This window comes from Pseudodesulfovibrio indicus (assembly GCF_001563225.1).
Lineage (GTDB): Bacteria > Desulfobacterota > Desulfovibrionia > Desulfovibrionales > Desulfovibrionaceae > Pseudodesulfovibrio > Pseudodesulfovibrio indicus.
In genome coordinates, this window is record NZ_CP014206.1 from 1,354,556 (window position 1) to 1,379,669 (window position 25,114).

22 protein-coding genes, 1 tRNA gene and 2 pseudogenes are annotated in these 25,114 nt (G+C 58.0%); 6 read left to right on the forward strand and 19 right to left on the reverse strand.

Annotated elements, in window-relative coordinates; all coding sequences use genetic code 11:
• Window position 1 precedes the first annotated feature (1 nt).
• The 14 genes and pseudogenes from AWY79_RS06270 to AWY79_RS06335 form a co-directional block, all read right to left on the reverse strand.
• Window positions 2-445, reverse strand: a complete 444-nt coding sequence (locus tag AWY79_RS06270) for an RrF2 family transcriptional regulator (protein WP_066801703.1) — start codon at window positions 443-445, stop codon at window positions 2-4.
• A gap of 105 nt (window positions 446-550) precedes the next feature.
• Complete coding sequence (locus tag AWY79_RS06275; RefSeq protein WP_066801704.1) at window positions 551-2,461, reverse strand: response regulator; 1,911 nt, start codon at window positions 2,459-2,461, stop codon at window positions 551-553.
• A gap of 85 nt (window positions 2,462-2,546) precedes the next feature.
• A complete protein-coding gene (gene divK, locus AWY79_RS06280; protein ID WP_066801705.1) occupies window positions 2,547-2,903 on the reverse strand; it encodes a DVU0259 family response regulator domain-containing protein in 357 nt (118 codons plus the stop codon).
• Window positions 2,904-3,043: 140 nt separating this feature from the next.
• Window positions 3,044-3,397, reverse strand: a complete 354-nt coding sequence (gene divK / locus AWY79_RS06285) for a DVU0259 family response regulator domain-containing protein (protein WP_066801706.1) — start codon at window positions 3,395-3,397, stop codon at window positions 3,044-3,046.
• Between the two features lie 130 nt (window positions 3,398-3,527).
• Window positions 3,528-4,421 carry a universal stress protein gene (locus AWY79_RS06290; RefSeq protein ID WP_066801707.1) on the reverse strand — a complete coding sequence of 298 codons (894 nt, stop codon included), beginning with the start codon at window positions 4,419-4,421 and terminating at the stop codon, window positions 3,528-3,530.
• Between the two features lie 31 nt (window positions 4,422-4,452).
• Window positions 4,453-5,841 (reverse strand): sulfate respiration complex iron-sulfur protein HmcF, encoded by a 1,389-nt coding sequence (gene hmcF / locus AWY79_RS06295; protein ID WP_066801708.1) that lies wholly within the window; start codon window positions 5,839-5,841, stop codon window positions 4,453-4,455.
• Window positions 5,842-5,873: 32 nt separating this feature from the next.
• A pseudogene (hmcE, locus tag AWY79_RS06300) lies at window positions 5,874-6,550 on the reverse strand (sulfate respiration complex protein HmcE).
• 54 nt (window positions 6,551-6,604) lie between these two features.
• On the reverse strand, window positions 6,605-6,736 hold the full coding sequence (gene hmcD, locus AWY79_RS06305; RefSeq protein ID WP_066801709.1) for a sulfate respiration complex protein HmcD: 132 nt from the start codon (window positions 6,734-6,736) through the stop codon (window positions 6,605-6,607).
• Between the two features lie 9 nt (window positions 6,737-6,745).
• Window positions 6,746-7,921: a sulfate respiration complex protein HmcC gene (gene hmcC / locus AWY79_RS06310; RefSeq protein WP_066801711.1), complete on the reverse strand. Its 1,176-nt coding sequence runs from the start codon at window positions 7,919-7,921 to the stop codon at window positions 6,746-6,748.
• 1 nt (window position 7,922) lies between these two features.
• The gene (hmcB, locus tag AWY79_RS06315; RefSeq protein ID WP_066801712.1) at window positions 7,923-8,978 is read right to left on the reverse strand and encodes a sulfate respiration complex iron-sulfur protein HmcB; all 1,056 of its coding nucleotides are present in this window, start codon (window positions 8,976-8,978) and stop codon (window positions 7,923-7,925) included.
• 15 nt (window positions 8,979-8,993) lie between these two features.
• Window positions 8,994-10,565, reverse strand: coding sequence for a sulfate respiration complex hexadecaheme cytochrome HmcA (gene hmcA / locus AWY79_RS06320; RefSeq protein ID WP_066801714.1), 1,572 nt, complete (start codon window positions 10,563-10,565; stop codon window positions 8,994-8,996).
• A gap of 562 nt (window positions 10,566-11,127) precedes the next feature.
• Window positions 11,128-11,316: a hypothetical protein gene (locus AWY79_RS18675; RefSeq protein WP_133986998.1), complete on the reverse strand. Its 189-nt coding sequence runs from the start codon at window positions 11,314-11,316 to the stop codon at window positions 11,128-11,130.
• 161 nt (window positions 11,317-11,477) lie between these two features.
• A complete protein-coding gene (locus AWY79_RS06330) occupies window positions 11,478-12,512 on the reverse strand; it encodes a peptidoglycan-binding domain-containing protein (RefSeq protein ID WP_066801718.1) in 1,035 nt (344 codons plus the stop codon).
• Window positions 12,513-12,534: 22 nt separating this feature from the next.
• A complete protein-coding gene (locus tag AWY79_RS06335; protein ID WP_066801721.1) occupies window positions 12,535-13,440 on the reverse strand; it encodes a hypothetical protein in 906 nt (301 codons plus the stop codon).
• A gap of 517 nt (window positions 13,441-13,957) precedes the next feature.
• Here AWY79_RS06335 and AWY79_RS06340 point away from each other — a divergent pair.
• Window positions 13,958-14,221 (forward strand): RNA recognition motif domain-containing protein, encoded by a 264-nt coding sequence (locus tag AWY79_RS06340; RefSeq protein WP_066801723.1) that lies wholly within the window; start codon window positions 13,958-13,960, stop codon window positions 14,219-14,221.
• A gap of 355 nt (window positions 14,222-14,576) precedes the next feature.
• Window positions 14,577-16,700 (forward strand): Tex family protein, encoded by a 2,124-nt coding sequence (locus AWY79_RS06350; RefSeq protein ID WP_066801727.1) that lies wholly within the window; start codon window positions 14,577-14,579, stop codon window positions 16,698-16,700.
• A gap of 104 nt (window positions 16,701-16,804) precedes the next feature.
• Here the strand turns inward: AWY79_RS06350 and AWY79_RS06355 are convergent.
• Window positions 16,805-16,898 (reverse strand) — tRNA-Sec (locus AWY79_RS06355).
• Here AWY79_RS06355 and AWY79_RS06360 point away from each other — a divergent pair.
• The gene (locus AWY79_RS06360; protein ID WP_078063641.1) at window positions 16,855-17,556 is read left to right on the forward strand and encodes a hypothetical protein; all 702 of its coding nucleotides are present in this window, start codon (window positions 16,855-16,857) and stop codon (window positions 17,554-17,556) included. The two genes, AWY79_RS06355 and AWY79_RS06360, sit on opposite strands and share 44 nt — an antisense overlap.
• Here the strand turns inward: AWY79_RS06360 and AWY79_RS06365 are convergent.
• Genes AWY79_RS06365 through AWY79_RS06375 form a run of 3 tightly spaced genes read right to left on the reverse strand, consistent with a single transcriptional unit; the run spans window position 17,553 to window position 18,879 of the window.
• On the reverse strand, window positions 17,553-17,975 hold the full coding sequence (locus tag AWY79_RS06365) for a hypothetical protein (RefSeq protein WP_066801732.1): 423 nt from the start codon (window positions 17,973-17,975) through the stop codon (window positions 17,553-17,555). The two genes, AWY79_RS06360 and AWY79_RS06365, sit on opposite strands and share 4 nt — an antisense overlap.
• A gap of 9 nt (window positions 17,976-17,984) precedes the next feature.
• Complete coding sequence (locus AWY79_RS06370; protein WP_066801734.1) at window positions 17,985-18,290, reverse strand: hypothetical protein; 306 nt, start codon at window positions 18,288-18,290, stop codon at window positions 17,985-17,987.
• Window positions 18,280-18,879: an RNA polymerase sigma factor gene (locus AWY79_RS06375; RefSeq protein WP_066801735.1), complete on the reverse strand. Its 600-nt coding sequence runs from the start codon at window positions 18,877-18,879 to the stop codon at window positions 18,280-18,282. Before AWY79_RS06375 ends, AWY79_RS06370 begins: the two co-directional genes overlap by 11 nt.
• 439 nt (window positions 18,880-19,318) lie before the next feature.
• On the opposite strand from AWY79_RS06375, the gene AWY79_RS06380 reads away from it, so the two are divergent.
• Window positions 19,319-19,510 carry a putative quinol monooxygenase gene (locus AWY79_RS06380; protein WP_066801736.1) on the forward strand — a complete coding sequence of 64 codons (192 nt, stop codon included), beginning with the start codon at window positions 19,319-19,321 and terminating at the stop codon, window positions 19,508-19,510.
• Between the two features lie 444 nt (window positions 19,511-19,954).
• Here AWY79_RS06380 and AWY79_RS19325 read toward each other — a convergent pair.
• Window positions 19,955-20,420, reverse strand: a pseudogene (locus AWY79_RS19325) (transposase); the annotation flags it as partial.
• 333 nt (window positions 20,421-20,753) lie between these two features.
• Here AWY79_RS19325 and AWY79_RS18160 point away from each other — a divergent pair.
• Together AWY79_RS18160 and AWY79_RS18165 are read left to right on the forward strand one after the other, a co-directional pair.
• Window positions 20,754-22,019 (forward strand): radical SAM/SPASM domain-containing protein, encoded by a 1,266-nt coding sequence (locus AWY79_RS18160; protein ID WP_133987002.1) that lies wholly within the window; start codon window positions 20,754-20,756, stop codon window positions 22,017-22,019.
• Between the two features lie 136 nt (window positions 22,020-22,155).
• Window positions 22,156-24,801: an SET domain-containing protein-lysine N-methyltransferase gene (locus tag AWY79_RS18165; RefSeq protein WP_158509860.1), complete on the forward strand. Its 2,646-nt coding sequence runs from the start codon at window positions 22,156-22,158 to the stop codon at window positions 24,799-24,801.
• The last annotated feature ends 313 nt before the right edge of the window (window positions 24,802-25,114 follow it).

Here is a 25,114-nt window from a genome sequence, read left to right on the forward strand (position 1 = left end):
GCTATTCGGTCATTTCGGGCGGGTTCTCGGGGCAGAGGAACGCGTCCTTCATCAGGTCGCGCAGGGTGTAGGAATCAAGCATCCGGTACATGGCCAGGGAGGCGTCGTCCCAGATGGAGCGCTTGAGGCAGACGGCCGCGCGCGGGCAGGTGGACGGGTCGCCCTCGCAGCCCAGGACCTGTTCCTCGCCGTCCAGGATGCGGGCCACCTCGCCGATGGAGATGTCCTCGGGCTTTCGGACCAGCACGTTGCCCCCGTTGGGGCCGCGCTTGCCCTTCACATAGCCCGCCTGCTTGAGCATCTTGATGAGCTTTTCGAGGTATTTGAGGGAGAGTCCCTCGCGGTCGGCGGTGTCCTTGCTCGGGACCGGGCTGCCGTCCGGGGAGTGGAGGGCGATGTCCAGAAGCAACCGGGTGCCGTATCTGCTGCGTGTGGTCAGTTTCATAAAACCGTTCCTGGGGGCGAAAGAAGGTGTCGCGCAGGGTGCGCCCCGGAAGCATAGGGAAAATCGGCGCGACAATCAATCGGGCGCGCCGTCCCTCCCGAGCCCCTACGCCCCGTCGCCGGCGGGCAGGGTGATGGTGAAGGTCGAACCCTTGTCCGGGGCCGACTCCACGGTGATCGAGCCGCCGTGCTGTTCGATGGTCTGGTTGGATATGAACAGGCCGATGCCCGTGCCCTTCTTGCCCTTGGAGGAGAAGAAGAGGGTGAATATCTTGTCCCTGGTCTCGCGGTCCATGCCCATGCCGTTGTCGGCCACGGTGACGATGAGTTCCGCGCCCTCGCGCCGGGCCGAGAACTCGAGCCGGGCGCCCATGCGGCATTCGCCGGCGTCCACCCCGTTCTCCAGGAAGTTGACCAGGGCCGCGGACAGGGCCGCGGTGTCGGCCTTGAGCATGCCCAGGCCGTCGGGGATGTCGCGGATGAACTCCACGCAGGCGGTCTCCGCCTTGGGGGCCACGATGTCCGACGTGGAGCGCAGGAACTCGGCCGCGTCCACGGTCTCGGTCTCCAGCTCCCGCGACTTGGCGTAGTAGAGGATGTCGAGGACCATCTTCTTGACCCGGCCGATCATGGACTTGAGGGTCTTGGTGGCCGCGGCCACGCGCTCCTCGTCGCCTTTGTTCAGGCCGGATTCGAGGCGGTAGATGCCGCCGTCCAGGGAGGTCAGCATGCCCTTCACGCCGTGGGACATGGAGCCGAGCATGATGCCGAGCGAGGTCAGGTGGTCCTGGAGCCTGCGGATCTCGGTGATGTCCGTGGACATCTCCATGGCCTGGACGACCTTGCCGGAGACGTCGTGGATGGGCGCGGACTGGACGAGCATGTTCTTGCGCTCGCCCTTGAGGGTGGTGACCACGGTCTCGTGCTGGCGCGACAGGCCGTCCTTGAAGGTCTCGCGGACCAGGCAGTCGCCGCACTGCTCGTCGCGGTGCTTGTAGGCGGTGTAGCACGGCTTGCCAGAGGCCTCGCCGAAGTCCTCGATGAACCGCCGGTTGGCCTCGGCGATGGACAGGTCCGGGTTCTGCACGGTGATGTAGCAGGGGGCCTCGTCGAACAGCCGCTGGTACTTGTACTGGGTGGTCAAAAGCTCGTCGTGGAGGCGCTTGAGCTCGGTCATGTCCACGGAGATGTCCAGGACCAGCTCTATGTCGCCCTCGGTGTTCGGCAGGGGGGCGGTGAAGACCGTTACCGGAATTTCCTCGCCGTCCTTGCCCAGGAAATTTTCCTTGCTCCGCTGGCCGCGCCCGGTCTCGAAGGTGCGCTGCACCGGGCAGGCGTTGCCCGGCGAGTTGCGGTCGGAGTAGATATCGAAGCTGTTGTTGCCCACCTGGTTGCCGAGGCGCTCCTCGAACAGGGTGTTGTGGGCCACGATCTCGAGATAGCGGTTGTGGATGGACACCAGGCAGGGCAGCTCGTTGAACAGGCCGTAGCCGGTCTCCACGTCGCGGGCCGCGTCGGACAGGGCCGCGGACAGCCCCTCGACCACCTGGGAGGCGGCCTTCTGGCGTTCCAGCTCGACGATGCGCTGGGTCTTCTCCTCCACCAGCCGCTCCAGGTTCTCGGTGTACTCGCGCAGCTGGAGCTTCATCCGGTACCGCTCGCGGGCGCGCTCCAGGGAGACCTCGAGGACGTCGTTGTTGATGGGCTTGGTGATGAAGTCCGAGGCGTCGAACTTGAGCGACTCGATGGCCAGGTCCATGTCGCCGTGGCCGGTGATCATGACCACCTCGGTGTCGGGGGACTTCTCCTTGATGGCCTTAAGGAGCTCTATGCCGTCCATGACGGGCATCTTGATGTCGGTGAAGACGATATTGGGCCTGAACCCGTCGAACATGTCGAGGGCTTCGCGGCCGTTGGCGGCGGTTTCGACTTCGTAGCCGAGGTCCATCAGCGACAGGCCGAGGAAGCGGCGAACGCCTTCCTCGTCATCAACGAGCAGCAACCGTTTGAAATCCATTACACCCTCCGGGAGTTCCGTTCCGGCCGCCGCCCCCTGCTGCCGCCTGCGAACGGGTCCCCAGTCCCTGGATTGACGTGCCGGGCTAATCGCCCAGCGCTTCCCGCACGATCTGGATCACATCCGCCGGGTCGAAGGGCTTCTTGATGGTCGCCACGGCCCGCCTGATGGCCAGGTGGATTCCCGAAAGCCCGGAGATGACGATCACCGGGATGTCGGAGAATTCCTTCTCACTGGTAAGCCGACGGTAGAATCGCGGGCCCCATTCGTGGGGCATCTCGATGTCCAGCGTGATGAGGTCCGGCCTTTCGGCCATGGCCACTTCATAGGCTGAGATTCCGTCGGAAGCGCGGCAGGTATCGTATCCGTGGTCTTCGAATACGCTGATGAGGTAATCGACGATGTCCGGATCGTCGTCCACCACCATGATTTTCTTTGGCATGAGCTCTACCTGTGTTCAAGTGGCGGGATTATCCCGCAACGGATGAAACGTATACTCAACCTGCGCACGAGTTCAAGTCGGAAAATTCGGCCCGCGAACCGTGAACGATCCGCGGGCCGGTAAATCCAACCCGGTTGCCCTTAGCCGATTGCGTCCTTGACGATCTTCAGCAGCTGGGCGGGTTCAAAAGGCTTGGTAAGGCTTGCGATCGCCTTGGGAATAGCGTACTTGATCGCGTTGAGCCCGCTGATGACCACCACCGGGGTGCGCTTCAGCGTCTCGTCCTGGCTGATCTTGCGGTAGAACCGCGGACCCCATTCGTTGGGCATTTCCAGGTCCAGCGTGATCAGGTCGGGCTTCTCGGTCTTGGCGATCTCGACAGCCTCGGCCCCGTCGGTGGCGGTCACGGTCTCATAACCGTTGTCACCGAGCAGTTCGGACAGATACGAACGGATTTCCTTGTCGTCGTCGACGATCAGGATCTTCTTGGACATAGCATTCCTCCTGGTACTCACGAATCATTCGGTTGATTCTTGATTTGCCGCAGCCGCTCCCGCCAAGGCCGGCTGCGGCATTAATATTTTCACGGCGCGCCCGACACCCGTCGGGCGCGCCCTCTCAACTCTATACCTTGTCCGGCTTGGACACGCTGACCACCGGGCAACCGGCGCGCAGGATGACCTGCTCCATGGTGGAGCCGATGCGGGCCAGTTCCGGGTCCAGCTCGCGCGAATGGTGCGCCATGACCACCAGGTCGGCGGACCGCTCGCGGGCGAGCTTGACGATCTCCACGTAGGGCACGCCTTCCCAGACTTCGATGTCGAAGTTCTTGAAGTCGCCCATCATCGGGCCGTAGGTCTCGCGGATGCGGGTCCGGGCGGCGATGAGTTGGTCTTCGATGGCGTTCTGGTCCAGCACCTTGCCGCTGATGTCCAGGGCGTGGAACAGGGTCAGGTCGCAGTCCAGGTCCCTGGCCTGGGCCAGGGCGAACTTGAAGGCGTTCTCCGCCTGCTTGGAGAAGTCGGTGGCGAAGACGATGTTGCCGAAGCCGCCCCAGTAGGAGGCGGTCTCGCGGTGCACGGTCATCACCGGGCAGCGGGCGGCCTTGGCCACGCGCTGCAGCGTGGAGCCGGGGTACCCCTTGCGGTAGGCCGACGAGTCGCCGGAGCTGGCGCCCATGACGATCAGGTCCACGTCCTCGGCGCGGGCGACCCGCAGGATCTCGCGGTGCGGCACGCCGGTGGTGGTGATGATCTTGGCGTACTTCACGGACTCGATCTGCTTCTCGAAGGTGGATTTCAGCTCCTCCTCGACCCAGGACCGGTACTCGTCGTCAACCTCGATCTCCTCGCCGGTGCGGACGTCGTTGACCACCTGGGAAAAGGCCTTGGTGGGAACGCCCATGACGTTGAACACCAGGACCTCGGCCCCGTACCGCTTGGCCATGTCGAAGGCCACGCGGGCGGCGCCGAAGGTGGACGGAGCACCGCTGGTTGCCAGTAGAATCTTCTTGAACATAGTTCACCTCATCCTTTGGTTGCTCGTCCGTTTATTCCTCGGGGCGGAGATGCTCGGGCACGTCCAGCATCTTGATGACCAGCGGCTTGAGGAAGGACCAGCGGATGCCGATCTCGTACTCTTCCTCCAGGTCGCGGATGGCGTCCCAGCAGTTGTGGCAAGGCGCGATGACGAGCTTGCAGCCCGTGTCGAGGATCTGCTCCATCTTCTTGCGCAGGGCCATGTTCCGCTGTTCGCGGTACTTGCCGATGCCGTTGAATCCGCCACCGCCGCCGCAGCAGTAGTTGTGCTCCTTGTTGGGCGCCATCTCCACGAAGTATCCCGGCTCGACGATGTAGCTGATGATCTCGCGGGTGACGTCCTTGAGCCCCTGGTTGCGCACGTAGTTGCACGAGTCCTGGAGGGTGACCGGCTCCTTGATGCGCTTGGACGGGTCGATCTTGAGCTTGCCGGTGCGCAGGGCCTCGGCCAGCCATTCGACGTAGTGGATGTAGGGGACCGGCGGCTGGCCGTCGGGACGGCCGGCCCAGTACGGGCCTTCGATGACGGTGGCGCGGTGGGCGTGGCCGCACTCGGTGCCGATGGCGCGCTTGGGCTTCAGGCGCTCCAGGGCGGAGTAGACGTTCAGGACGTTGTCCTTGCAGCATTCCCAGTCGCCGGCGAACATGGACAGGGAGGTCTGCTCCCAGCCCTCGGAGGGCACGGTCCAGTTCTCGCCCGCCACGTGGAAGAGGATCGCCGCCTCGGCGATGTCTTCGGGGTAGTGCTTGGGCTCGCGGGCGTTGCAGGTGTACATGATGTCCGCGCCTTCCTTGTCGACGGGGATCTCAAGACCCGGCCATTCCTCTTCGTTCTCCTCGGCCATCCACTCGCAGGTCTCGACCCAGTCTTCGGTGGTCACGTCCATCTGGGCGCGGTACACGCGGTGCATGCCGGAGCCGATCTTCAGCTCCCACGGCACGAAGCCCTGGGAGTAGAGCAGGCCGCGCAGGTAGCCGAACATGACGCCCATGTCGATGCCGTGGGGGCAGTACATGCCGCAGCGGTTGCAGCAGGTGCACTTGGACCAGGCGGTCTCCATGCACATCTGCATGAACTCGTTGTCGACCTTGCCCTTCTTCTTGACCATCACGCCGAGCGTGGACTGGATCTTGTAGGACGGGACCTGTTCGGGCACCCGGCCGTTGACCTGGTACAGGAAGCAGGACTCGGCGCACAGGCCGCAGTGGGCGCAGATTTCGAGCCAGGTCTTGGTCCTGGACTTCATGGTCTTCTGGATGGTGGCCCAGAGCTTGTCCGAGTCCACGTCCAGATGGTTCATCTCTTCGTAATATTGCTTGCCGCCCTTGTCGCCGAGCGTGGCCTTGAGCTGCTCGTCGGTGTTGATGGGCGTCTTGTTGCAGAATTTTCCTTCAGGCATTTCGGTTCTCCGTTAAGTAGGCTTGCGCCCGTTTACCAGGCCATGTCGGTGCCCTTCATGCCGCCGCGCTTGATGCCGTAGTCCATGCCGAGCTGCATGCGGGACATGAAGAAGAGCAGGACGTGGCTGAGCTTGGTGAAGGGCAGGGCCAGGAGCCAGATTTCGCCGCTCAGGATGTGGGCGGCCAGCCAGAAGTTGTAGTCACCCAGTTCGTACCTGGCGATCAGGCCGGTGATGAACGGCATCACGGTGATGACCAGCAGCAGGTAGTCGTAGAAGGTGGTGATGATGCGCACTTCGGGGAAGGCGATGCGGCGCAGGGTCAGGAACAGCCCGCCGACCAGGCAGGTCCATGCCAGTACGTCGGCCACCGAGGTGGGCAGCGTGGGCAGGCTGATGCCGAAGGCGTCCTTGAGCATCACGTTGTGGGCCTCCAGGAAGATCGGGGTGACGAGCAGCCCGATGTGGAAGGCGAAGAAGATGATGGTGAAACCGGGGCGCACGCGCCACAGCCGGGCCTTGAACGGGATGATGAAGGCCAGGATGGAGCGAATGCCCCCCGCAGGCCGTATTTCATTTGAGGACGGTACGCGACGCGGTCGAGCTGCCAATTCAGGCCTCTGACATACATCACGGCGCGAACGAGCAGGCCGCCGAAGCTGACGAGAAACGTCGCCCAGAGCATCGGCCCTGTCAGGAAATCGTACATTTCCGCTTCTCCTTGATTGTCATGTCGTTGTGGTTGAAACGATGGCCGTGACGGCTAGTCGTCCTTTTTGTTTCCGCCCATCAGGAACTGCCAGTAGAGGGTCGCCGCTACCAGGATTCCGCCCATGATGAGGTACACGCAGCCTTTGGTGAAGGTGTAGTAGTCCTGCACAGTGTAGAATTCCATGGCAACCTCCTAGTGTTCGCCCTTGTAGTCGGGATGCTCGTAGAAGATGGGCATCCTGGTGGTGATGAACCGGAAGACCACCACGCCGATGGTCACGACGAACAGCGAGATGGTGATCTCGCCCCAGCTCGGGAAGTACCGCTGGGCGGACGGGAGCTGGTAGTTGAACGCGATCATGGAGATGTTGAACCGGTTGACGATGATGCCGAGGACGGTCAGGCCCGCGGCCCATTTGATCAGCGTGATATTCCTGTCCCGTGCGCCCACGGCGTACAGGAAGGAGGGCAGGGCCACGAAACCGAGCATCTCGACCAGGTACCACGCGCCGTAGCCGGTGGTCAGGTAGTGCCAGTTGTTGTCGTAGGCCAGGCCGATGAGCTTGATGGCGAAGTACCCGAACAGCACGAGGGAAGCGGCCTTGCCGAAACCGAGGATCAGGCCGTCGTGGTTGTCCAGGTACTCCCTGTCCATCAAGTGGTGCATGGGCTTGTGGGAGAGGGTGCCCTCGAAGATGACCATCGACATGCCCGCCGCGATGGACGAGACGAAGAAGAAGACCGGCAGGTACGGGGAGTACCAGAGCGGGTGCAGCTTCGACGGCGCGATGGTGAACAGGGCGCCCAGGGAGGACTGGTGCAGGGTGGACAGCACCACGCCCAGAATGGTCAGGGCCAGGGTCATCTTGACCACGATGCTGCGGATCTTCTTGAAGCCCAGCCATTCGAACATGGCGGGGGTGAACTCGATGAACAGCACGGTCAGGTAGAGCATGACGCACAGGCCCACTTCGAAGAGCAGCGACGTGGTGCCCTGCTGGACGAAGATGGGGTAGGGCAGCCGCCAGGGACGACCGACGTCGTAGCCCAGGGCGAAGACCACCAGGGCGTAGCCCAGGAAGGCGGTCAGAATGGCCGGGCGGACGCCCGCGTGGTATTTCTTCAGGCCGAAGATGTAGCAGGCGGCGGAGGTGGTGTAGCCGCCCGCGGCCAAGGCAACGCCGCACATCAGATCGAAGCCGATCCAGATGCCCCACGGGTTGTTCTGGTCCAGGTTGGTGACGGCGCCGAGGCCGCCGGTGAAGCGCATCACCGTGACCACCAGCCCGGCGATGAGAATGATTCCAGCTATGATATTGAACGGCGTGAAGAGCGATTTCTTCGCGGCCGCAGTGGTTTCAACAGACATCCTAGGACTCCTCCTCGTTGGTTTCGGCGTCCTCCGGCTTGGGCGCGAGCGCCTCTTCCACGGCCTTCTTGACTTCGACCTCGATGCGGCGCTGGCTGGCCTTTTCGGCCTTGCCGAGCTCCTCGTGGAGCTTCTTCTCGGCCTCTGCGCCCGCCTTCTTCAAGGCGTCCTTGACGGCCATGACGCGCTCGTCGTTGGCGATCTTGGCGTTGCGCTTGCTCACGGCGTAGATGCCGCCCAGAAGCACCGGCCACAGGCCCACGACCATGGGAACGGCGGCCAGGGGACCGGCGGTCAGCTCGGGAGCCGAGACGGTGCCCAGGTCCTCGCGCAGGCCGATCTCGGAGAACGGCGCGCCGGAGATGTACATCCAGCTGGTGCCGCCCATCTCGTGCTCGCCGTAGATGTGGTCCTGGTAGCGGTCCGGGTAGGCCTCGATGCGCTTGCGGGCGATCTTGATCAGATCGGTGCGCAGGCCGAAGGTCAGGGCCTCCTTGGGGCATTTCTCCACGCAGCCGGGGAGCTTGCCTTCCTGGAGGCGCGGGTAGCACATGGTGCACTTCATGACCCGCGGGGTCAGGGGTTCGTCATACTCGTACGCCGGGATGGAGAACGGGCAGGCGACCATGCAGTAGCGGCAGCCGACGCACACGGACGCGTCGTAGGTGACGGCGCCGTTCGGCTCCTTCTTGAAGGCCCGCACGAAGCAGGCGGAGGCGCAGGCGGGTTCCAGGCAGTGGTTGCACTGGTTCTTGCGGAACACCGGCCCGGCGGGGGTCTGGTATTTATTGACGACGGTATAGGTCTTCTCGTCGGTCCGGCGCTCGGTGTCGAGCACGGTCAGATCGTCGAACGGCTTGTCGGGAGCGGGCAGCTCGTTGACCTCGTTGCAGGCCAGTTCGCACTTGCGACAGCCGATGCAGCGGGTGGCGTCGAAGAGCACGCCGTGGGTGTCGGGGTGCGGGCCGAATTGCTTGCCTCCGGCCTGGGCCGACGTGGTCAGCGCTGCGCTCGCGCCAGCGGCGCCCAACAATCCGAGGAAGGTTCTGCGTAACATCGTATTCTCCTTCGGTTAGTTGGTTTTCTTCTCGTGGCACGCGACGCAGTTGGTGGCGGCGGGCTTTTCGAGCTTCATTTCGGTGTGGCAGGTCATGCACTGGCCGTGGTAGGCGGCCTTCAGACCCGGACGGCCTTCGACGGCAAAGGGCTTGCCGTGGCAGGACGCGCACTTGGGCGGGGTCTTGGTGGCCGGGCTGTTGTGATGGCAGCCGGCGCAGATCGCCTCGGGAGTTCCGTGGAACGCGGTGGCCAGCTTGCTGTCCTGCATGCCCTTCATGAGCGAGAGCACGATCTTGCGGTGCGGCATCTTGCTCGCCTGGTACTTGTCGGCGATGGCGCCGATGTTCACGAACTCGGGGATGTCGGCCTCGGCCACGTAGACAGGGGCCTGCGGGCGGGCATTGATGATCAGTGCCGCCTCGGCCTCGCGCACTTCCTCGGGAGCGGCGACCAGCTTCACGCCTTCGGCGTTCTCGGCCGGGACGTTGTGGCAGGCGGCGCAGGAGGTCTCGGTCAGGACCTTGGCGGCCGGGCGCAGGGCGTGACAGCCAGCGCATTCGGGCTTCTTCTGCTCAACGGCGTGGCAGCCCACGCAGGAGGCGGGGTCGGCCACGTCGTGCAGGGCCTGGAAGGACGTGTCCATCTTGGCGTTCACGCCGGAGGTGTGACAGGCCAGGCAGGAGTCGGTCTTGGCTTCGTGAGACTTGTGGTCGAAGGCCACGCCGGCCATGCCCGCCACCTGATCGGCGGCTTCCGGCTTGACCTCGGGGGCCATCAGCACGGCGTCGGGCTGCTTGCGCGGGAGCCTCGGGACGATGCCGCCCATGGCCTTGAGATCCTTGGCCAGCTCGGCGCTGCGCTCGGCCGTTTCCTTGTCGCCGTGACAGCCGGCGCACTGCACCGGACCGGTCCGCTCGGCCTTCTTCTCGGCCAGGGACTGGTGGCAGGTCACGCACTGGTTGTGGAACAGCTCGTTGACCGGCTCGGTCTTGGCGGCCTCGGAGAAGCGCCAGGAATCCTCTTCACCGGCCTTCTTGTGGCAGGCGCCGCAGTTGGTGTCCTTGCCGGGATCGGCCTTGATGACCTTGGAATCCCAGTGGATGAAGTGGAGCATGTTGTCCATGCCGGCGTCCACCCGGGCGGCTACGGCCTCGGGTTCGGCCTGGTGACAGCCGCGGCACTCGCCGACCATGGGGCCGGTCTTGAAGCCCTTCTCGTCGGTCTTGACGTGGCAGGTGATGCAGCCGTCGTGATAAATGTCCTTGAGCTGAGACGCGGACAATTCCTCGCCCGCCGTCCGGTTGAAGGTCAGGGAGAGATTCCCCTTCTCATCCTTCTTGTGGCAGGACTCGCAGCTCATGCCCTGATCCTTCAGGGCCTTGGTGTGTGCGTCGTGCTTGAACACGGCCGCAGACTGTTCGAGTGACTCCAGCTTGGCGATGGTGTCGATCATGATCACGTCGGGCCGTCCGGCGGCGTCGTCCGCCGCGGAAAGCATGCCCATGGCTTCCAACTGGAAGCCGAGCACGCCGGCCAGCGCGATCGCGAGGACAGTCAATCGCAGTATCCGTTTACCGTTTGCCATGTGTCGATCCCTTTACTCAAAAGCGTTGATGGCAATGAACCGGCCTCCTCGGCCCGTTCCCCTGATTCCGTTCCCGGAACCCTTCCGGCCCCCACGCGCGGCCTGTCCGCCGCGCTGAAAAACTGGTCTTAAAACTCCCCTGGTTCGGTAGGTTAAAATACCTACTCAACCACGAGGTTTTTAATCCATACTGGCCCGGTATGTTAGTTATAAAGGGTTCGTCAAGAAGAAATTCTAAGTTGATAATTGTTCTTGTTATCGCTGTAACTATCCGATTTAAAGCAGGAACCTGTTGAGTAGGTTTTATGAAAATCATTTTCAAGAGGGGGCTCAAGCGCAGGCCCGGCAAGGGGTTTGCGATAAAATTCACACTGTGCATAAATCAGACTGAAAAAGTATATTATTGTAAAATAGGCGCGCCTGGGGACGGGGTGTCGCGGCTCGAAGGGGGGAGCAGGCGGGCGGACCGGGACTGGCCGGGACCGGGGTGGGGGAGGCCGTGGCCGGAGGCCAAAAAAAAAGGCCTGCCGGAAGGCAGGCCGAATCGCCCGAAGGTGGGTGTCTAAGGCTTCTTGACGATCTCGTGGACCCAGCGGTTTTCGGAGACCCGCTCCGAAACCACGTAGCCCTTTTCGCGCAGGTAGCGCATCTTGCGACCGCCGTCTCCGGTGGAGAACAGTCGTTGGCCGATCTGATGCTGGGCCAGGAACTTCAAGGCCGCTTTCCTGTAATTGGTGAATAAACTGAACATCGCTGAACCTCCAATCCTGCAAGGGACGGAACCTAGCACCGACGCCTGCGCCAGTCCACCAGAATCGGATGGTTTTCCCCGGTGGGACAATAGTCAGTTATTCCAATGAAAAGGGGACGCCCGTCAGGACGTCCCCCGTTTCCGGGCAGAGCGGTCGGCGGTCACTTGAGCTTTATGGAGCCGTTGATCCGGCCATTGACCAGCACATGCGCGTAGAGGCTCCCGGAGGTGTTCTTGAGGGTCACCGGGGTGACGATCACGGGCCAGTCGGTCCCCTCCGCGTACATCACCGGGGACTGTGAATCGGACCGGGAGCCCGGGGACCCGGCGCTGGACGAGAAGGCCATCTGGATCAGGGTGCCGGGGGCGGGAAGGTCCTTGAAGTAGACCAGGGCCAGGTATTGGCCGCCCTTCTTCACGGTGGCGGCGTATTGTTCCGGCTGGACCGCCTGCTGGCGTACGGCGAGCAGGCTGCCGTATCCGTTCAGGTAGGTGGCGGGGGCGTTGCGGCCGTAGCTCTCGTCCAGGAGGTGAAACTCTATCTCCGGGCTGGCCGTGTACAGCGGGGTCGAGGTGAGCGCCTGGAATTCCTGGATGTTCGTTGACGCGGCCAGGGACGCGGCGGTCTGCGGGCCGAGCACGCCGTCCGGGAGCAGCCCGGCCTTGCGCTGGTAGTCGGCCACGGCCTGGCCGATCTCGGCGCGGGTCTCGCCGGAGCTGCCGCGCATGGCCGTCACGTAGTCGGCGCGCAGCGCTTCGGCCCTGGCCTTGTCGGCCCGGCCGTCCGGCTTGTAGAGGGTGTAGACCGCCAGGTCCAGAACGGCGGACCGGCGGCCGTAGCCGTCCTCGAAGGTCCTGACCATCTCCAGGGAATACAGCCCGTCGCCAGGCTGGGCCGCGCCGGAGACTGCCGAGCCGGTCTCCCGGAACCCCTGGGGAGCCGGGGGCAGACGCACGAAGGCGTCCTTGGCCAGGGTCACGTCCGGCCCGGGCGGCAGGATGTTCCTGCGGGCCAGGTCGAGGGTCAGGGCCGCGATCTGCTGGTGCCCGGCGAGTTCGCCGTCCAGCATGGGCTGGTAGGTCGGCGCGGGCGCGACCGCCGTGGCGGCCGTGTTCTTGTTGGCCGATACGCACCCCGCCGTGGCCAGGGCCAGGCAGAGCAGGGCAACAGCGATATGTCTTGTCTGATTTCGCATTGTTTCTCCCTTTGGTGTCGGATCAGCCGTTCTTGCCGATCGTTCGTATCACGAGCATGGCGTAGGCCGCCCGGGGGGTGATCGAGCCGCTGGCGATCATGCTCTCCAGGACCACGGCCAGCTTGCGGGTGGCGGGATCAAGGTCCTTTGTCTCGTCCCAGGCGATGGCCGAGATGACCAGGCTGACCTGCTCCTCGTCGTTGAAGTTCACCATGAGTCCGCTCATCTCGCTGTGCTCGTGGGTGTCCCTGTATTGCTGAAACGCGGCCTGGGCGGACTGGTGGTCGTGGATGTCGTTCTGGAACTGGGCGGGCGTGGTGGTCGGTGCGGGAGGAGAGGCGGGAGCAGCGGGAGCGGCGGGAGCGGGAGGTGCCGTTGCGGTCTGTTGCGAACCGGTCCCCTCATCCTTGACGGCCGGGGCGCTGAGTTCCCACGCGCCGGGGGTCTGCGAAGGGTCCGGCATGTTGCCGTTCTGGACCTGGTTCAGGATGTAGATGCCGAGAATGGTGTCCGCGTGGCGCGGCGGAATCGCGCCCTGGGCCATCATGCACTCCAGGACAAAGGCCAGGTGGCGGACGCCCGGGGTGACCTGGAGGTTCTCGTTCCAGGCCAGTTGGGAAACGAAGACGCCATGCTGGATCTGTTCCAGGGTCTCCGCCGATTGGGTTGCTTCGTACTCCTGATCGAGCCGTTGGCGCTCGGCCATGTAGGAGTCCCTGTCGGTGACCCCGTTGCAGTAGGGCGTGTACGCAGCCGGGTTGTTCACCGTGGCCCCGTGGCCGGTGGTGCCGGTGTTGCCGTAGAGATTCGTGCTGCCCACCCCGCCGATGTCTCCGCCTCCGCCTCCGCCTCCGTAGCCGAAGGCGAACCCCGCGGCCAGGAGCAGGGCGGCGATGGCCGCCGCCGTTGAAAGGAATGGTCTCCTCATAATTCTCTCCTTTGCTGTCGTCCTCCCCTCTTGGACCTCCTGTTTATGGATATGCGTTATCATAATTTTTACAGGAGGGAAAATGCGCTGCCCGAAATTTTGCATGGTCGGCACTGTTCGGCCGTCGAAGAGATATGGGGGAGGGCGGAAGCGCTCCGGTCCGGCATGGGGGAAAGGGAAGGGCCGTCTCCGGATCGACCTGTTCCCGATCTGGACAAGCGCACCCGGGCCTGTCTCGGTTTCATCCCTAACAGGTTGATTCTCTGCAGCTTTGTCGCGGGTTTGGGTGTGCTTTACTAACTATTTTTCATTGTTATCGAATATTTCTTGACTTATGGGCGCAAGTGGGGGATGAATACGGCTTGCACCAGCCGCACCCGTGAAGGCGCGGTCAAATTGTGGCCAGCGCTGGTTTCAAGTTTACAAGTCTATCGAGGAGCCGTGTACGCATCTTGTACGCGGCTCCCTTTTTTCGGCGCACGGGCGCCATACATTATCACTCTTTTGGAGAATTTGAATGTCTAAGAATCTGTATGTCGGCAATCTGTCCTGGTCCACCACTGAAGACGAAGTGCGCGCCGCTTTCGAGGCGTTTGGCGAAGTCACTTCCGTGAAGCTGATCGAGGACCGCGAAACCGGCCGCCCGCGTGGCTTCGGTTTTGTCGAGATGGACGATGCCGGCGCCCGGGAAGCTATCGCTGCTCTCGACGGCAAGGAATTCGGTGGCCGCAATCTCAAGGTCAACGAATCCAAGCCCCGCGAAGAGCGTCCTCGCTGGTAGTTCCCGTACCAGGCCTGACGGCTCAAGCGCCTGTCCTTCTTTCGAAGGGCAGGCGCTCTTTTGTTTGTCCCGCCCTGCCGGTGGCCGGAATCCGCCGCGCGGAACGGCATCGGTGAGCGTCAGGATGAAAATCGGCGGGAGCGCTCGGGAGGGCCGGTGCTCGTCGGCTTTCCAAGGGCGGTTCACCATACAGGGCCAAGACGAAAGGGCCGTGGAGGGCAATGCAGGGGAAGCCCCCAAGGACGGTGGCGTCGGCAGGGAGGCCATGATAGGGAGTGTGTCGATTCGCCGGCCAGGGATGCCGTCCCGGTGAAGAGACAATCACCCATGTAGTACAAGAAACAGGAACAACAGCTTGAACGACAATCATATCCAGCGCATCTCGAAAGAGCTGGCGCTCTCCGGCAGGCATGTACAGGCCGTGGCCTCTCTCCTCGGCGAAGGGGCCACGGTCCCGTTCATCTCTCGCTATCGCAAGGAAGCCACGGGCAGCATGGACGAGGTGGCCGTCGGCAAGATCCGCGACCGGCTCACCGAGCTGGCCGAACTGGACAAGCGCCGCGACTCCATCCTTTCCTCTTTGGCCGAACGGGACCTCCTCACCGATGAACTCAAAACAGCCATCGGGAACGCCAGGGACAAAACGATCCTTGAGGACATCTATCTTCCGTACCGTCCCAAACGCCAGACCCGCGCGAGCATTGCCAAGGAACGCGGCCTGGCTCCTTTGGCAAAGCTGATCTTCAGGCAGGTGGGCGTTGATCCCGCATTGGAGGCGAAACGCTTTGTCGACGCCGACAAGGGTGTCCCCGACGTTGAGACCGCCCTTGCCGGAGCGCGCGACATCATTGCCGAAGACGTCAGCGAGCGGTCCGGGATACGCGGTGCCCTCCGCGTCCTGTTCGTGAAGCGGGGCCGTTTTCAGTCCAAGGTCGTCAAGAAGATGATGGAGGAAGGGCAGAAATTCCGGGATTGGTTCGACTGGGACGAGCCGCTTGTGCGCGTGCCGGGACATCGGGCCCTGGCCATGTTCAGAGGCGAGAAGGAAAAGGTTCTCCGGCTCTCTCTGCGACCGGCGGACGATGACGGCGTGGCCCTGCTGGTCCGCGAGCTGGTCCACGGTTCCGGCCCCGATGCCCGGGAGGTCGAGGCGGCCCTTGAAGACTGCTACAAGCGACTGCTTCGCCCCTCCATCGAAAACGAGGTCCGTTCGGAAATCAAGAAGAGGGCGGACGCCGAAGCCATTGGCGTCTTCGCCTCGAACCTGCGCGAGCTGTTGCTCGCTGCGCCCCTTGGCCAGAAGCGCGTGCTGGCCCTTGATCCCGGTTTTCGAACGGGTGCCAAGCTCACCGTTCTCGACGCCCAGGGCGCACTCCGGGATCACACCACGATCTACCCGACCGGCTCGAAGAAGCAGCAGGCCGACGCGGCGCACATACTGCGCAATCTGTGTTCACGGTACGACGTCGAAGCCGTGGCGATAGGCAACGGCACGGCGGGCCGCGAGACCGAAACCTTTGTGCGCGAGCTTGGGCTCGGTATTCCCGTCATTCTGGTCAACGAGTCCGGTGCCTCCATATATTCGGCCTCCGAAGCGGCCAGGCGCGAGTTCCCGGACCTTGATCTCACCGTGCGCGGCTCCGTCTCCATCGGCCGCAGGCTCATGGACCCGCTGGCCGGGCTGGTCAAGATCGATCCCAAGTCGATCGGCGTGGGACAATACCAGCACGACGTGGATCAGGTCGCCTTGAAAAAGGGGCTCGACGACGTTGTGGAGCGGTGCGTGAACTCCGTAGGCGTGGACCTGAACACCGCCAGCGTGGAGCTGCTCACCCACGTCTCCGGTCTTGGCCCGGTGTTGGCCGAGAACATCGTGGCTTACCGCGACGCGAACGGATCGTTTGCTTCACGGCGCGAGTTGCTCAAGGTGCCCCGGCTTGGCCCCAAGGCCTTTGAACAGGCCGCCGGATTCCTCCGCGTCAAGGGCAAGGAGATTCTCGACGGCAGCGCCGTCCATCCCGAGCGGTATGAGCTGGTGAAAAGGATGGCCAAGGACGCCGGGTGCTCTGTTTCCGAACTGGTCGCAAATGAGGATTCCCGGGCTCGCGTGGACATCGAAGCGTATGTTTCCGATGAGGTGGGCCTGCCGACCCTCCGGGACATCATGAATGAACTGGCCAAGCCCGGCCGCGACCCGCGAGCCGAGTTCAGCGTGTTTTCCTTTGCCGAAGGTGTGAGCGACATCAAGGATCTGCACGAGGGCATGAAGCTGCCCGGCATCGTCACCAACGTCACCAAGTTCGGGGCCTTCGTCGATATCGGCGTCCATCAGGACGGCCTGGTGCATATCAGCCAGCTCTCGGACAGCTTTGTCCGTGATCCTTCGGACGTCGTGGCCGCCGGCAAAGAGGTGGAAGTGACCGTGCTCAGCATCGATGTTCAACGGCGGCGAATCGGATTGAGCATGAAAAGAGGATAACCGCTTTGCCGGACAAGTCCTGCCGCTTGCGCGCAGGCCCGGCGCTGGGATCATCGCGTAAAAGAAAAGGGACAGTCTTCGGACTGTCCCCTTTTTGTAGCCATTGGCGGAAGCGTACAGGAGTCGAACCTGCCCGTGACATCACTGCCACACATTGGTTTTGAAGACCAAGCGACACACCGGTGCCGACACGCTTCCGTGCGGTTTTCGCGCAGGCACGCCATCTGCGGCGTTGCTGCGGAAATTTCAGACCCTTGCGTATGAAGAATACGCGGCGGTCCTGAACTTTCCTTGCGCCTTGCAGCTGGCGCACCTGCGCGAAAACCGCGAGAGCGCGCCATCTGGGGCGTTGCTGCGGAAACTTCAGACCCTTGCGTATGAGGAATACGCGGCGGTTCTGAACTTTCCTTGCGCCTTGCAGCTGGCGCACCTGCGCGAAAACCGCGAGAGCGCGCCATCTGCGGCGTTGCTGCGGAAACTTCAGACCCTTGCGTATGAAGAATACGCGGCGGTCCTGAACTTTCCTTGCGCCTTGCAGCCGGCGGACCTGCGCGAAAATCGCGGGGGCGCGCCGTCTGGGGCGTTGCTGCGGAAATTTCAGACCCTTGCGTATGAAGAATACGCGGCGGTCCTGAACTTTCCTTGCGCCTTGCAGCTGGCGCACCTGCGCGAAAATCGCGGGGGCGCGCCGTTTGTTGCTGCAGTCCCGGCGGTGCGCACCGGGATGCGTTGTCCTGCCGGGATGCCCTTGCGCCGTGCGGCGCAGGGTGGCTGCCTGTGGAAACAGTCCCCTATCAACTTTGGTCCCTGCGGACAAGGGGATTTCGTTTGGGTGGGGTTTAGCACCGGCCCCTAAGGGAAGGGGGGCGGCGGCGGGGGCGGGGGCAGGCGGAAGAGGCCGAAGGGTCGCTTTCTCGTCTGCTCGATGAGCTCGTCCAACTCGGGCCGCTTGGCCTCGGGGAGGGCCTGCTTCACCCGCTCGATGCCCTCGGTGATGATCGCCTGGGCGCGGGGGCGCAGCTCGGCGTGCACGCCGTCCAGCCGGATCAGGGTTTCAGCCACCTCGGCGCGGACGCCCTGTGTCTGGGGCGCGGTCAGTTCGAGCCCGTCGGCTATGGTCCGGGTCAGCCGTTCGGTCATTTCCGCCCGGTACGTCTCCCGGTCCGACGGGGGCGCAAAGCGCATTTTGAGGAACACGCCCGTGCCGAACACGCCGACCAGGGCGCCCGCCAGGAACACCGCGCCGAATGCCGTCCATATCTTCCATCTCAGCATGGCGGCCCCCTATATTCCCGGACCGAAGGTCCCGTAATGGAGCGCCTGGCTCGACAGGGAGACCATGATCTGTATGGAGAGATCGCGCAGGACCCAGGCCGAAGCCAGCAGGCAGACGCCGGAAAGGGCCGCCGCAGCCAGGGTGAAGCGCGGGGCCAGCCGGTCGAGCTCCCCGGCCATGGCCGAACCGTGCAGTGCGGCCACGTCGGCCATGACGCGGTCGCGCCACGCCTGGTCGGGACGCCACCGGGGCCGGGCCTCGTGGCCCTGGCGCAATATCTCGCGAAAGGATTCGATGATGGTGTTACGCTTCATGCTCCTCTCCTTGGATGCCGTAGCGTTTGAGAAAGCCCTTGAGCTTCCGTTTCGCCCGGAAGGCGCGCACCTTGACGTTGGGTACGCTGATGCCGAGCATCTCCGCCGTTTCCCCGGTCGTCCGTTCCTCGATGTAACTCAAGGTCAGGACCATGCGGTCCAGGGGGGCCAGTCGGGCCAGCACGGCGTTCAGGATCTCCCTGTATTCCCGCTGCCGGACCTGGGTCTCGAACGTCTCCCTGGAGTCCGAGGCCAGCGCCGTGTCCAGCCAGCGCTGCCCGTCCTCGCTCAAATCGGACACCGGAGCTTCCCTGTTCCGGTACTCCCTTCGCCAGTAATCCTTGCAGCAGCGGAGGGCGATGGTGGTCAGCCAGTTCCTGAACGGCTTCACCGGACGGTAGGACGGCAATCCCCTGAAGGCGCGGATGAACGCCTCGTGGGCCACCTCGGCCGACTGGCCCGCCGGGACATGGGCGGACACCAGCCGGGCCACGTGGGCCTCGTGCCGTTGCAACAGGAGCGCAAAAGCGTCCCGGTCGCCATCGAGCACCCGCTCGATGACCTGTACGTCTTCCAGTTGTCCGGCCATTCGACCCTTTTACCGTTGTGGAGTCATGCATTCCAACATGCCCCATGGAGCGCCCGGCCACAAGTGGAGACGTTCCGGTTTTCGTTGCGGGGCCGCACACGGGCGCGGCCCCGCGGAGATCGACCTTGTCCCATGCAGGGCGGGAGACGGTGCCCGAAGCGTTGGGGCTGACGGGTCGAAAGGACTGCGCCCGGCCCGCGGCGGAGGAGGAAGATTCTCCGTCCGCAGCCTGCGCGAAGGCGGGTCCCGTGTCGATTCCCCCGGACCGCTCCTGCGCGTGGAGCGTCCGGGCTCCATTGCTTTTATCGTTCGTCGCGCGCCCGGGGTTACAATGTTTTATCGCGCCGGACCACATCCGTCCGGTTGCCCTCCGAAAAGCGGTGGGCTAGGCTGGCCGCGCCGTGGGGCATGCCCCCCTCGGCCAACACAAGGAGTACCAATGGCACCGACGTACGTATCGGCCTCGATCATGGCCAAGGAAGGGAGCGAAGCATCCCTTGAACGCGAACTGCTCAAGGTCGTCCCCCTGGTCCGGGGCGAGGAGGGGTGTCTGCGCTACGACCTGCACCGCTCGGAATACGGGGCCGCCTTCCTCTTCTATACTGGCATATGTGTAAGAACTATGTGTTGAGTATGTATGTAGCTACTTGATTTAATGTATGTATTTTGGATATTATTGGACTGATTTTCTCATCTCGGTAAGGTTTTTGGTCAAGATCCGCTAAAACTTGGCCCAAAACTTAACAACCGAACAACTTCATATATTCGCCTCTGATAACCGCCCAAATGACCTAGGACAATTCTATTCATCTAAAATGCCGCGGAGTGGTCCAACAAGACCTAACACCTCAAATCGACTTACGATGTCCTCTATCTAGAGTGACATGTTGTCTAGATCTTCGGATTGGGCAAAAAATCGATAGAATCAATCTACCGTCATTTTCATTTGCTGCTATTTTTAATTCTCAAAGGACAACGTCCCTAGAGTGGGGTTGTTTTCGAGTAAATAGGTTGAGTAGTGGCCTCGGTTCTTCGGACCACTGAACGGCGATTTAAAGGTGGACATGTTTACGAGCTACGCCGCTCTTTCGGTCCAGGCCAGAGGGGGTACCGCCTCTGGCCTGGAGCCATTCTGATATATTCCCATCGGCTTCCTGCCGTCAAAAGTGAAATGTGGCCGGCGTGTGTTGTAGAAATCAAACCACCAAGCCAAGGTCCGCCTCAGATCGCTTCCCGTTTCCAGCTCCCGCAAATAGATGCATTCGTACTTCAGCGAACGCCACGGGCGCTCTACCATGACATTGTCCATCCATCGGCCACGGCCATTCCATAGAGATGCGCACTCCCACTTTCCTGAGCGTCCGTGTGAATTCGTAGCTGGTAAACTACGACCCTTGATCCGTGTTGAAGATATCCGGCACGCCATAGCGGTTCATAGCTTCCTCCAGGGCTGCCACACAGAAATCGGCATTCATCGTGTTTGAGAGCCGCCAGGAAAGGACGGCCCGGCTGTACCAGTCCTGAACCGTGACGAGGGACAGGTCACGGCGAAGGCCAATGCTACGGAACTGCAACGGTATCTGAGTTTTCATTGTGAAAGACTCGGGGCATGATGTCGATGACATGAGAAGAATCTTGTTGCCGCAGAATATTGCCGTTGAAAAGCTGACGTGATAACAAGATGGCGAAGATTTGAAGAGTTAATAACATTTCCTTTAGTTAGGATAAGACGATCCAAGTGCTATCTATGACTAGAAAGGGGAAGATTCTAGCTTCAAAGATTAGAACCCGTGTGGTTTGACAAAGATCGGATTGATAACTGGATAAATGCTCAAGTTGATATTCAACGAAGATAATCAAAGAGGATAAGTATATTGAAAGTAGAAAATATTATTCATGATAAATATGGTGACCTCAGTGCACATGATGCAGTCATTATTCATAATAAGAAATGCGCACTGGATTATCCCAAAGAGCATACTCCACTTTACATCCATCTAACGGTAACCATGAAGTGTAATGCAGGGTGTAAAGGCTGTATAAACTCTTGTATTACTTTTAACAGCTCTACGATCAAAAAAAATCATGATAGTGTTCCTGAGCGAGATGCGGCAGCAATCATCCAATTAATTAATAGGGATAATGCTACTGATGTTGCAGTGTGTTTTTATGGAGGAGAACCTCTTCTTGCTCCACGTTCTATCATAAAAACAATTGAAATCCTTGAGAACAGCAAGCCGTCAAAATGTCACATAAAATATATGCTTTACACCAATGGAATGAATATTCCTGAAGCCATATCTACACATGATATATTTCTAGATAATATTTGGCTTTACTCTATTTCGATAGATGGCGAGCAAAAGCAGCATGACAATATCCGGATAGGAACAAATTACAAGCAGATAGTAGACAACTTGCGACAACTCAGAGACAAAAAATGCTCAGCACAAAAACTGATGTGGACAACATTAAGAGAAAAGCAGTCTTTAAGAAGTGCTTTCAATTCATTTGTTAGCCTCGAGTCAGAATCTTTGGTTAACCATTTCTTTTGGCATTTTGTTGAGGAGGATGATCCATTCTGCGACCTTCGATCTTTCTCAAAAGATTACGAGAATGATCTTCACTATATCATGAGGACATACATTGATCGGATGAAAGTTTGCGGTTCGATTTTGTCAATCTTGCATATAAATGAATTAATTTTATATTTGCTATGCAGGAAAAATCGGGGTTCTTCAGCATGTGGAGTCGAGTTATCCAGAAATTACGACATTGTGTCGGGGAATATACAAACATGCGCTGATCTTCCGATGGAATATAGTCTAGGCAGGATAAATGATGATGGGTCCATCAGTATTAATGACCAAGACCTATCGCATCTAGTTGAATATAAGAAAGTGTTAAATTGCTATGATTGTGGCATTCATGCCTACTGTGGAGGCAGATGCCCAGTACAAGCAATTACAAGTAACGCTGTAAGAGTAAATCAATATTGCCAATTGTTGCGTTTGCATGTTGCAGTTGTTTCTGAGTACATCGATGAAATAAGAGATGTCATGAAGATAAAAATGATATCAGTAGATGACATATATAGTGAGTCAGCATACTTCGTTCAATTTACAGATGTAACTCCATAATTTATATGCGGTTGATCTCATGCATGAATATACATTGATTATAGCCGGTTTTGGATCCATTGGGACGGCTTTTTATAGTATGTACTCAGATTATATCAGGAGTTTCTCATGTTGCTATATTGTTGATATTAAATTAATGGACTGTAATGATGATTTCGTTAAATTTAAACAGTTGGACATATCAGATGACACAAGCTTCCACCAATTCTTAGAAAGTATCAGCAAAGACAAAATATTCTTTTTAAATCTAACAGCTGGATTAGATACATATAAAATTAGACAGACTATCAATGAATTTGATTCCATATATATAGATACAGCCTGTAGTTCAATAAAATATAAGGACGAATATCGATACTCTGAACTAATGCCCTATACATACCAGCAGGTAAATGAGCATGGTAATACATTTTTGATGTGTTGCGGTTTAAATCCGGGCATCATTGAAATAATGATTCGTTTTGTCATATTCGAGCATTTCAAAGATTCAGAAAAAATTGACATTACGATATTTGAAAGAGATACCATCTCTACAGCAAACCAATTTGAAGGGAATGCTCCTGTAAGCTGGTCTGTTGATACTTTGGTTGATGAAGTTGTACTTTCCCCAACGCTTGAGATACACAACAATGATCTAATTGAAGCAAGCTCAGCACCAACGCAAATAGGCTATATTTCATGGTTTGGAGAAATTATTCCTGCACGTTTAGTTGGACATGAGGATATATGGAATTTACATGATTTAAAAAATATAAAGGTTAGAAATTGCGTCTATGCATATTCCTTCAGTGATGATGTAATGAATATTTTGTCGGATAAAATGGAATGCGCAAAAAATCATCTTTACCTTCCTGATAGCCAACAAGAGCTTTTTGGAAATGATACGATTGTGGTTAAGATTTCAGATGCTGATAGAGGTGTTTCTAAAGTCTACGGATGGAGCATTGATCATAACGAAACATGGAGAAAATATCATATAAATTCTGTGCAATTCCAGGTAAGTGCTTCAGTCCGCTTTTTCTGTGATTTAATCCGTGAATCTTTGATTGAACCAAATAATGGTTGCAATGCCACCCAATTGCCTATTCAAAATTCGCTTTGGGGTAAGTTGCGGCAAAAAATGCATGATCTAAGCATTTTTTGGGAAGAAATTCCAAAAGATTCTATATGTCTCGAATCTGAAAGAGTGCTTAAGTCGGATACGGGTATTGATGTCACCATAAAAGACAGTGATATTTCTGGAATTGGCGCATACGCTAAGCAAAACATTCAAAAAGGTGCAATAATTACATCTATAGATGGAGAACTTTATAGCACTAAGGAATTTCTAGATTCATATGATGAAACTAGTGACCGTTTTGTTCAAGTCGGAGTAAACGAATATCTTGGTCCGATGAAAGGGTCCAAGGCACAACAGTCAATAGATGAGTTCTTAAACCATTCCTGCGACCCAAACTGTGCTTTTATCTCCTATGAAGATGGTTTTGCTTTCCAAGCAATAAAATATATTGAATTGGGAGAAGAGCTAACTTGGGATTACTCGACTACGATAAACTATGAAGATAAGCCCGTCCAATGCATGTGTGGCTCAAGTAACTGTAGGAGTCAGATTAGAGCGTTCTGGGAGTTGCCCGAAAAGGTTAAAGTCTTCTACTTAGAGAGATCTTATGTGCCTAATTATATATTGGAATTATCAAACTACAAACTGACAAAAAATCCACCGCATGATTTATATATTAATTTGCACACAACTACTTCTTGTAATTTAAGATGTAAATATTGTTATGAGAAAAGAGGCATAAATAGAACGCCGACATACAGCAAATCAGAACTAAAGAACTATTTAGATAAAGTGAATTGCACACATCCAACATTTATTTTTTTTGGAGGTGAGCCACTTTGTAATATCCGATATATCACAGAAATTATTGATACTTACACAAGTGAATTTCAAGGAAACGCCTCATTTCAGATTCAAACAAATGGCATTTTGATCAGTAAAATCCCAATTGAAGCTCTTAACCAACTGGAAATAATTCACATATCATTTGATGGAACGTGTGATACAATTTCTAACTCCAGAGGAAGTGAAGTCTATCATAAAATTTGTGAATCTATTAATTGGCTTCAGTCTGTTGGGTATAAAGGTCTCGTTATTGGGCGTGCTACTATTACTGAAGATGGGGATATTGGGAAAGACCTTCTAAGCTTATATGAACATTTTGATTACATTCATTTTCAACTTGATAGTCGACTAGATGGATCGGAAAAAGTTTTTCTTTCAAAATTGATAACTGGTTATGAAATACTAATGAACAGGTGGCTTGAAGATATCGATTCTGGTACTTGCAAAAAAATCATACTACCTTTTTTATCATTAGCTATGATTAGAAAGGAAGGTGTTAAAGAAAAGCATAATTATCTTCACTGCCTATCTGGATATAAAGGTATTACTATAGATGTGGATGGCAATATATTCGTATGCCCCGAAGGAGCTGGCGATAACGTCCATGGTGACACTGCAGCTTGCTCAATGGGAAACATTTATTCCGACTCTTTAACGCCTTCATTGCATCAGCCCGATACAAGATGCTATGTGTGTGATCTATTTGAAGTGTGTCGGGGGCGTTGTAGATGGAACAGCTATGGAATTTATTGCGATTCAGTCAGATCTTTAGTTAGCATCGTAGATAAATATATTGATACTATCTATCTGTATCATATGAGTTTTAGCAAAGGAACTTTGGATAAATTGCTGTATTGTTCAGAACCAATACCATGATTCGAGGATCATTCCAGTACAGGTAGATTAGTACCCCTGCAAACGGGTGTGCCGTTTGCCTCTGGATTTTATCAATTGGTAATGCTTTGCCATTGCATGGCCCGCAAGAAGTGGCCTCGGTTCTTCGGACCACCAACAGCGTTTTGAAGGTGAACAGTTTAGCTACGCTGCTTGGCGGGACCAAGCCAAAGGGGGTACCCCCTCTGGCCTGGACCGGAAGAGCGCTCGTTAACATGTCCACCTTATAATCGTCGCTCGGTGGTCCACCCCACTTCTACGGGCAGAGGTCTGAACACCTTGTTTCAGTGGCAAA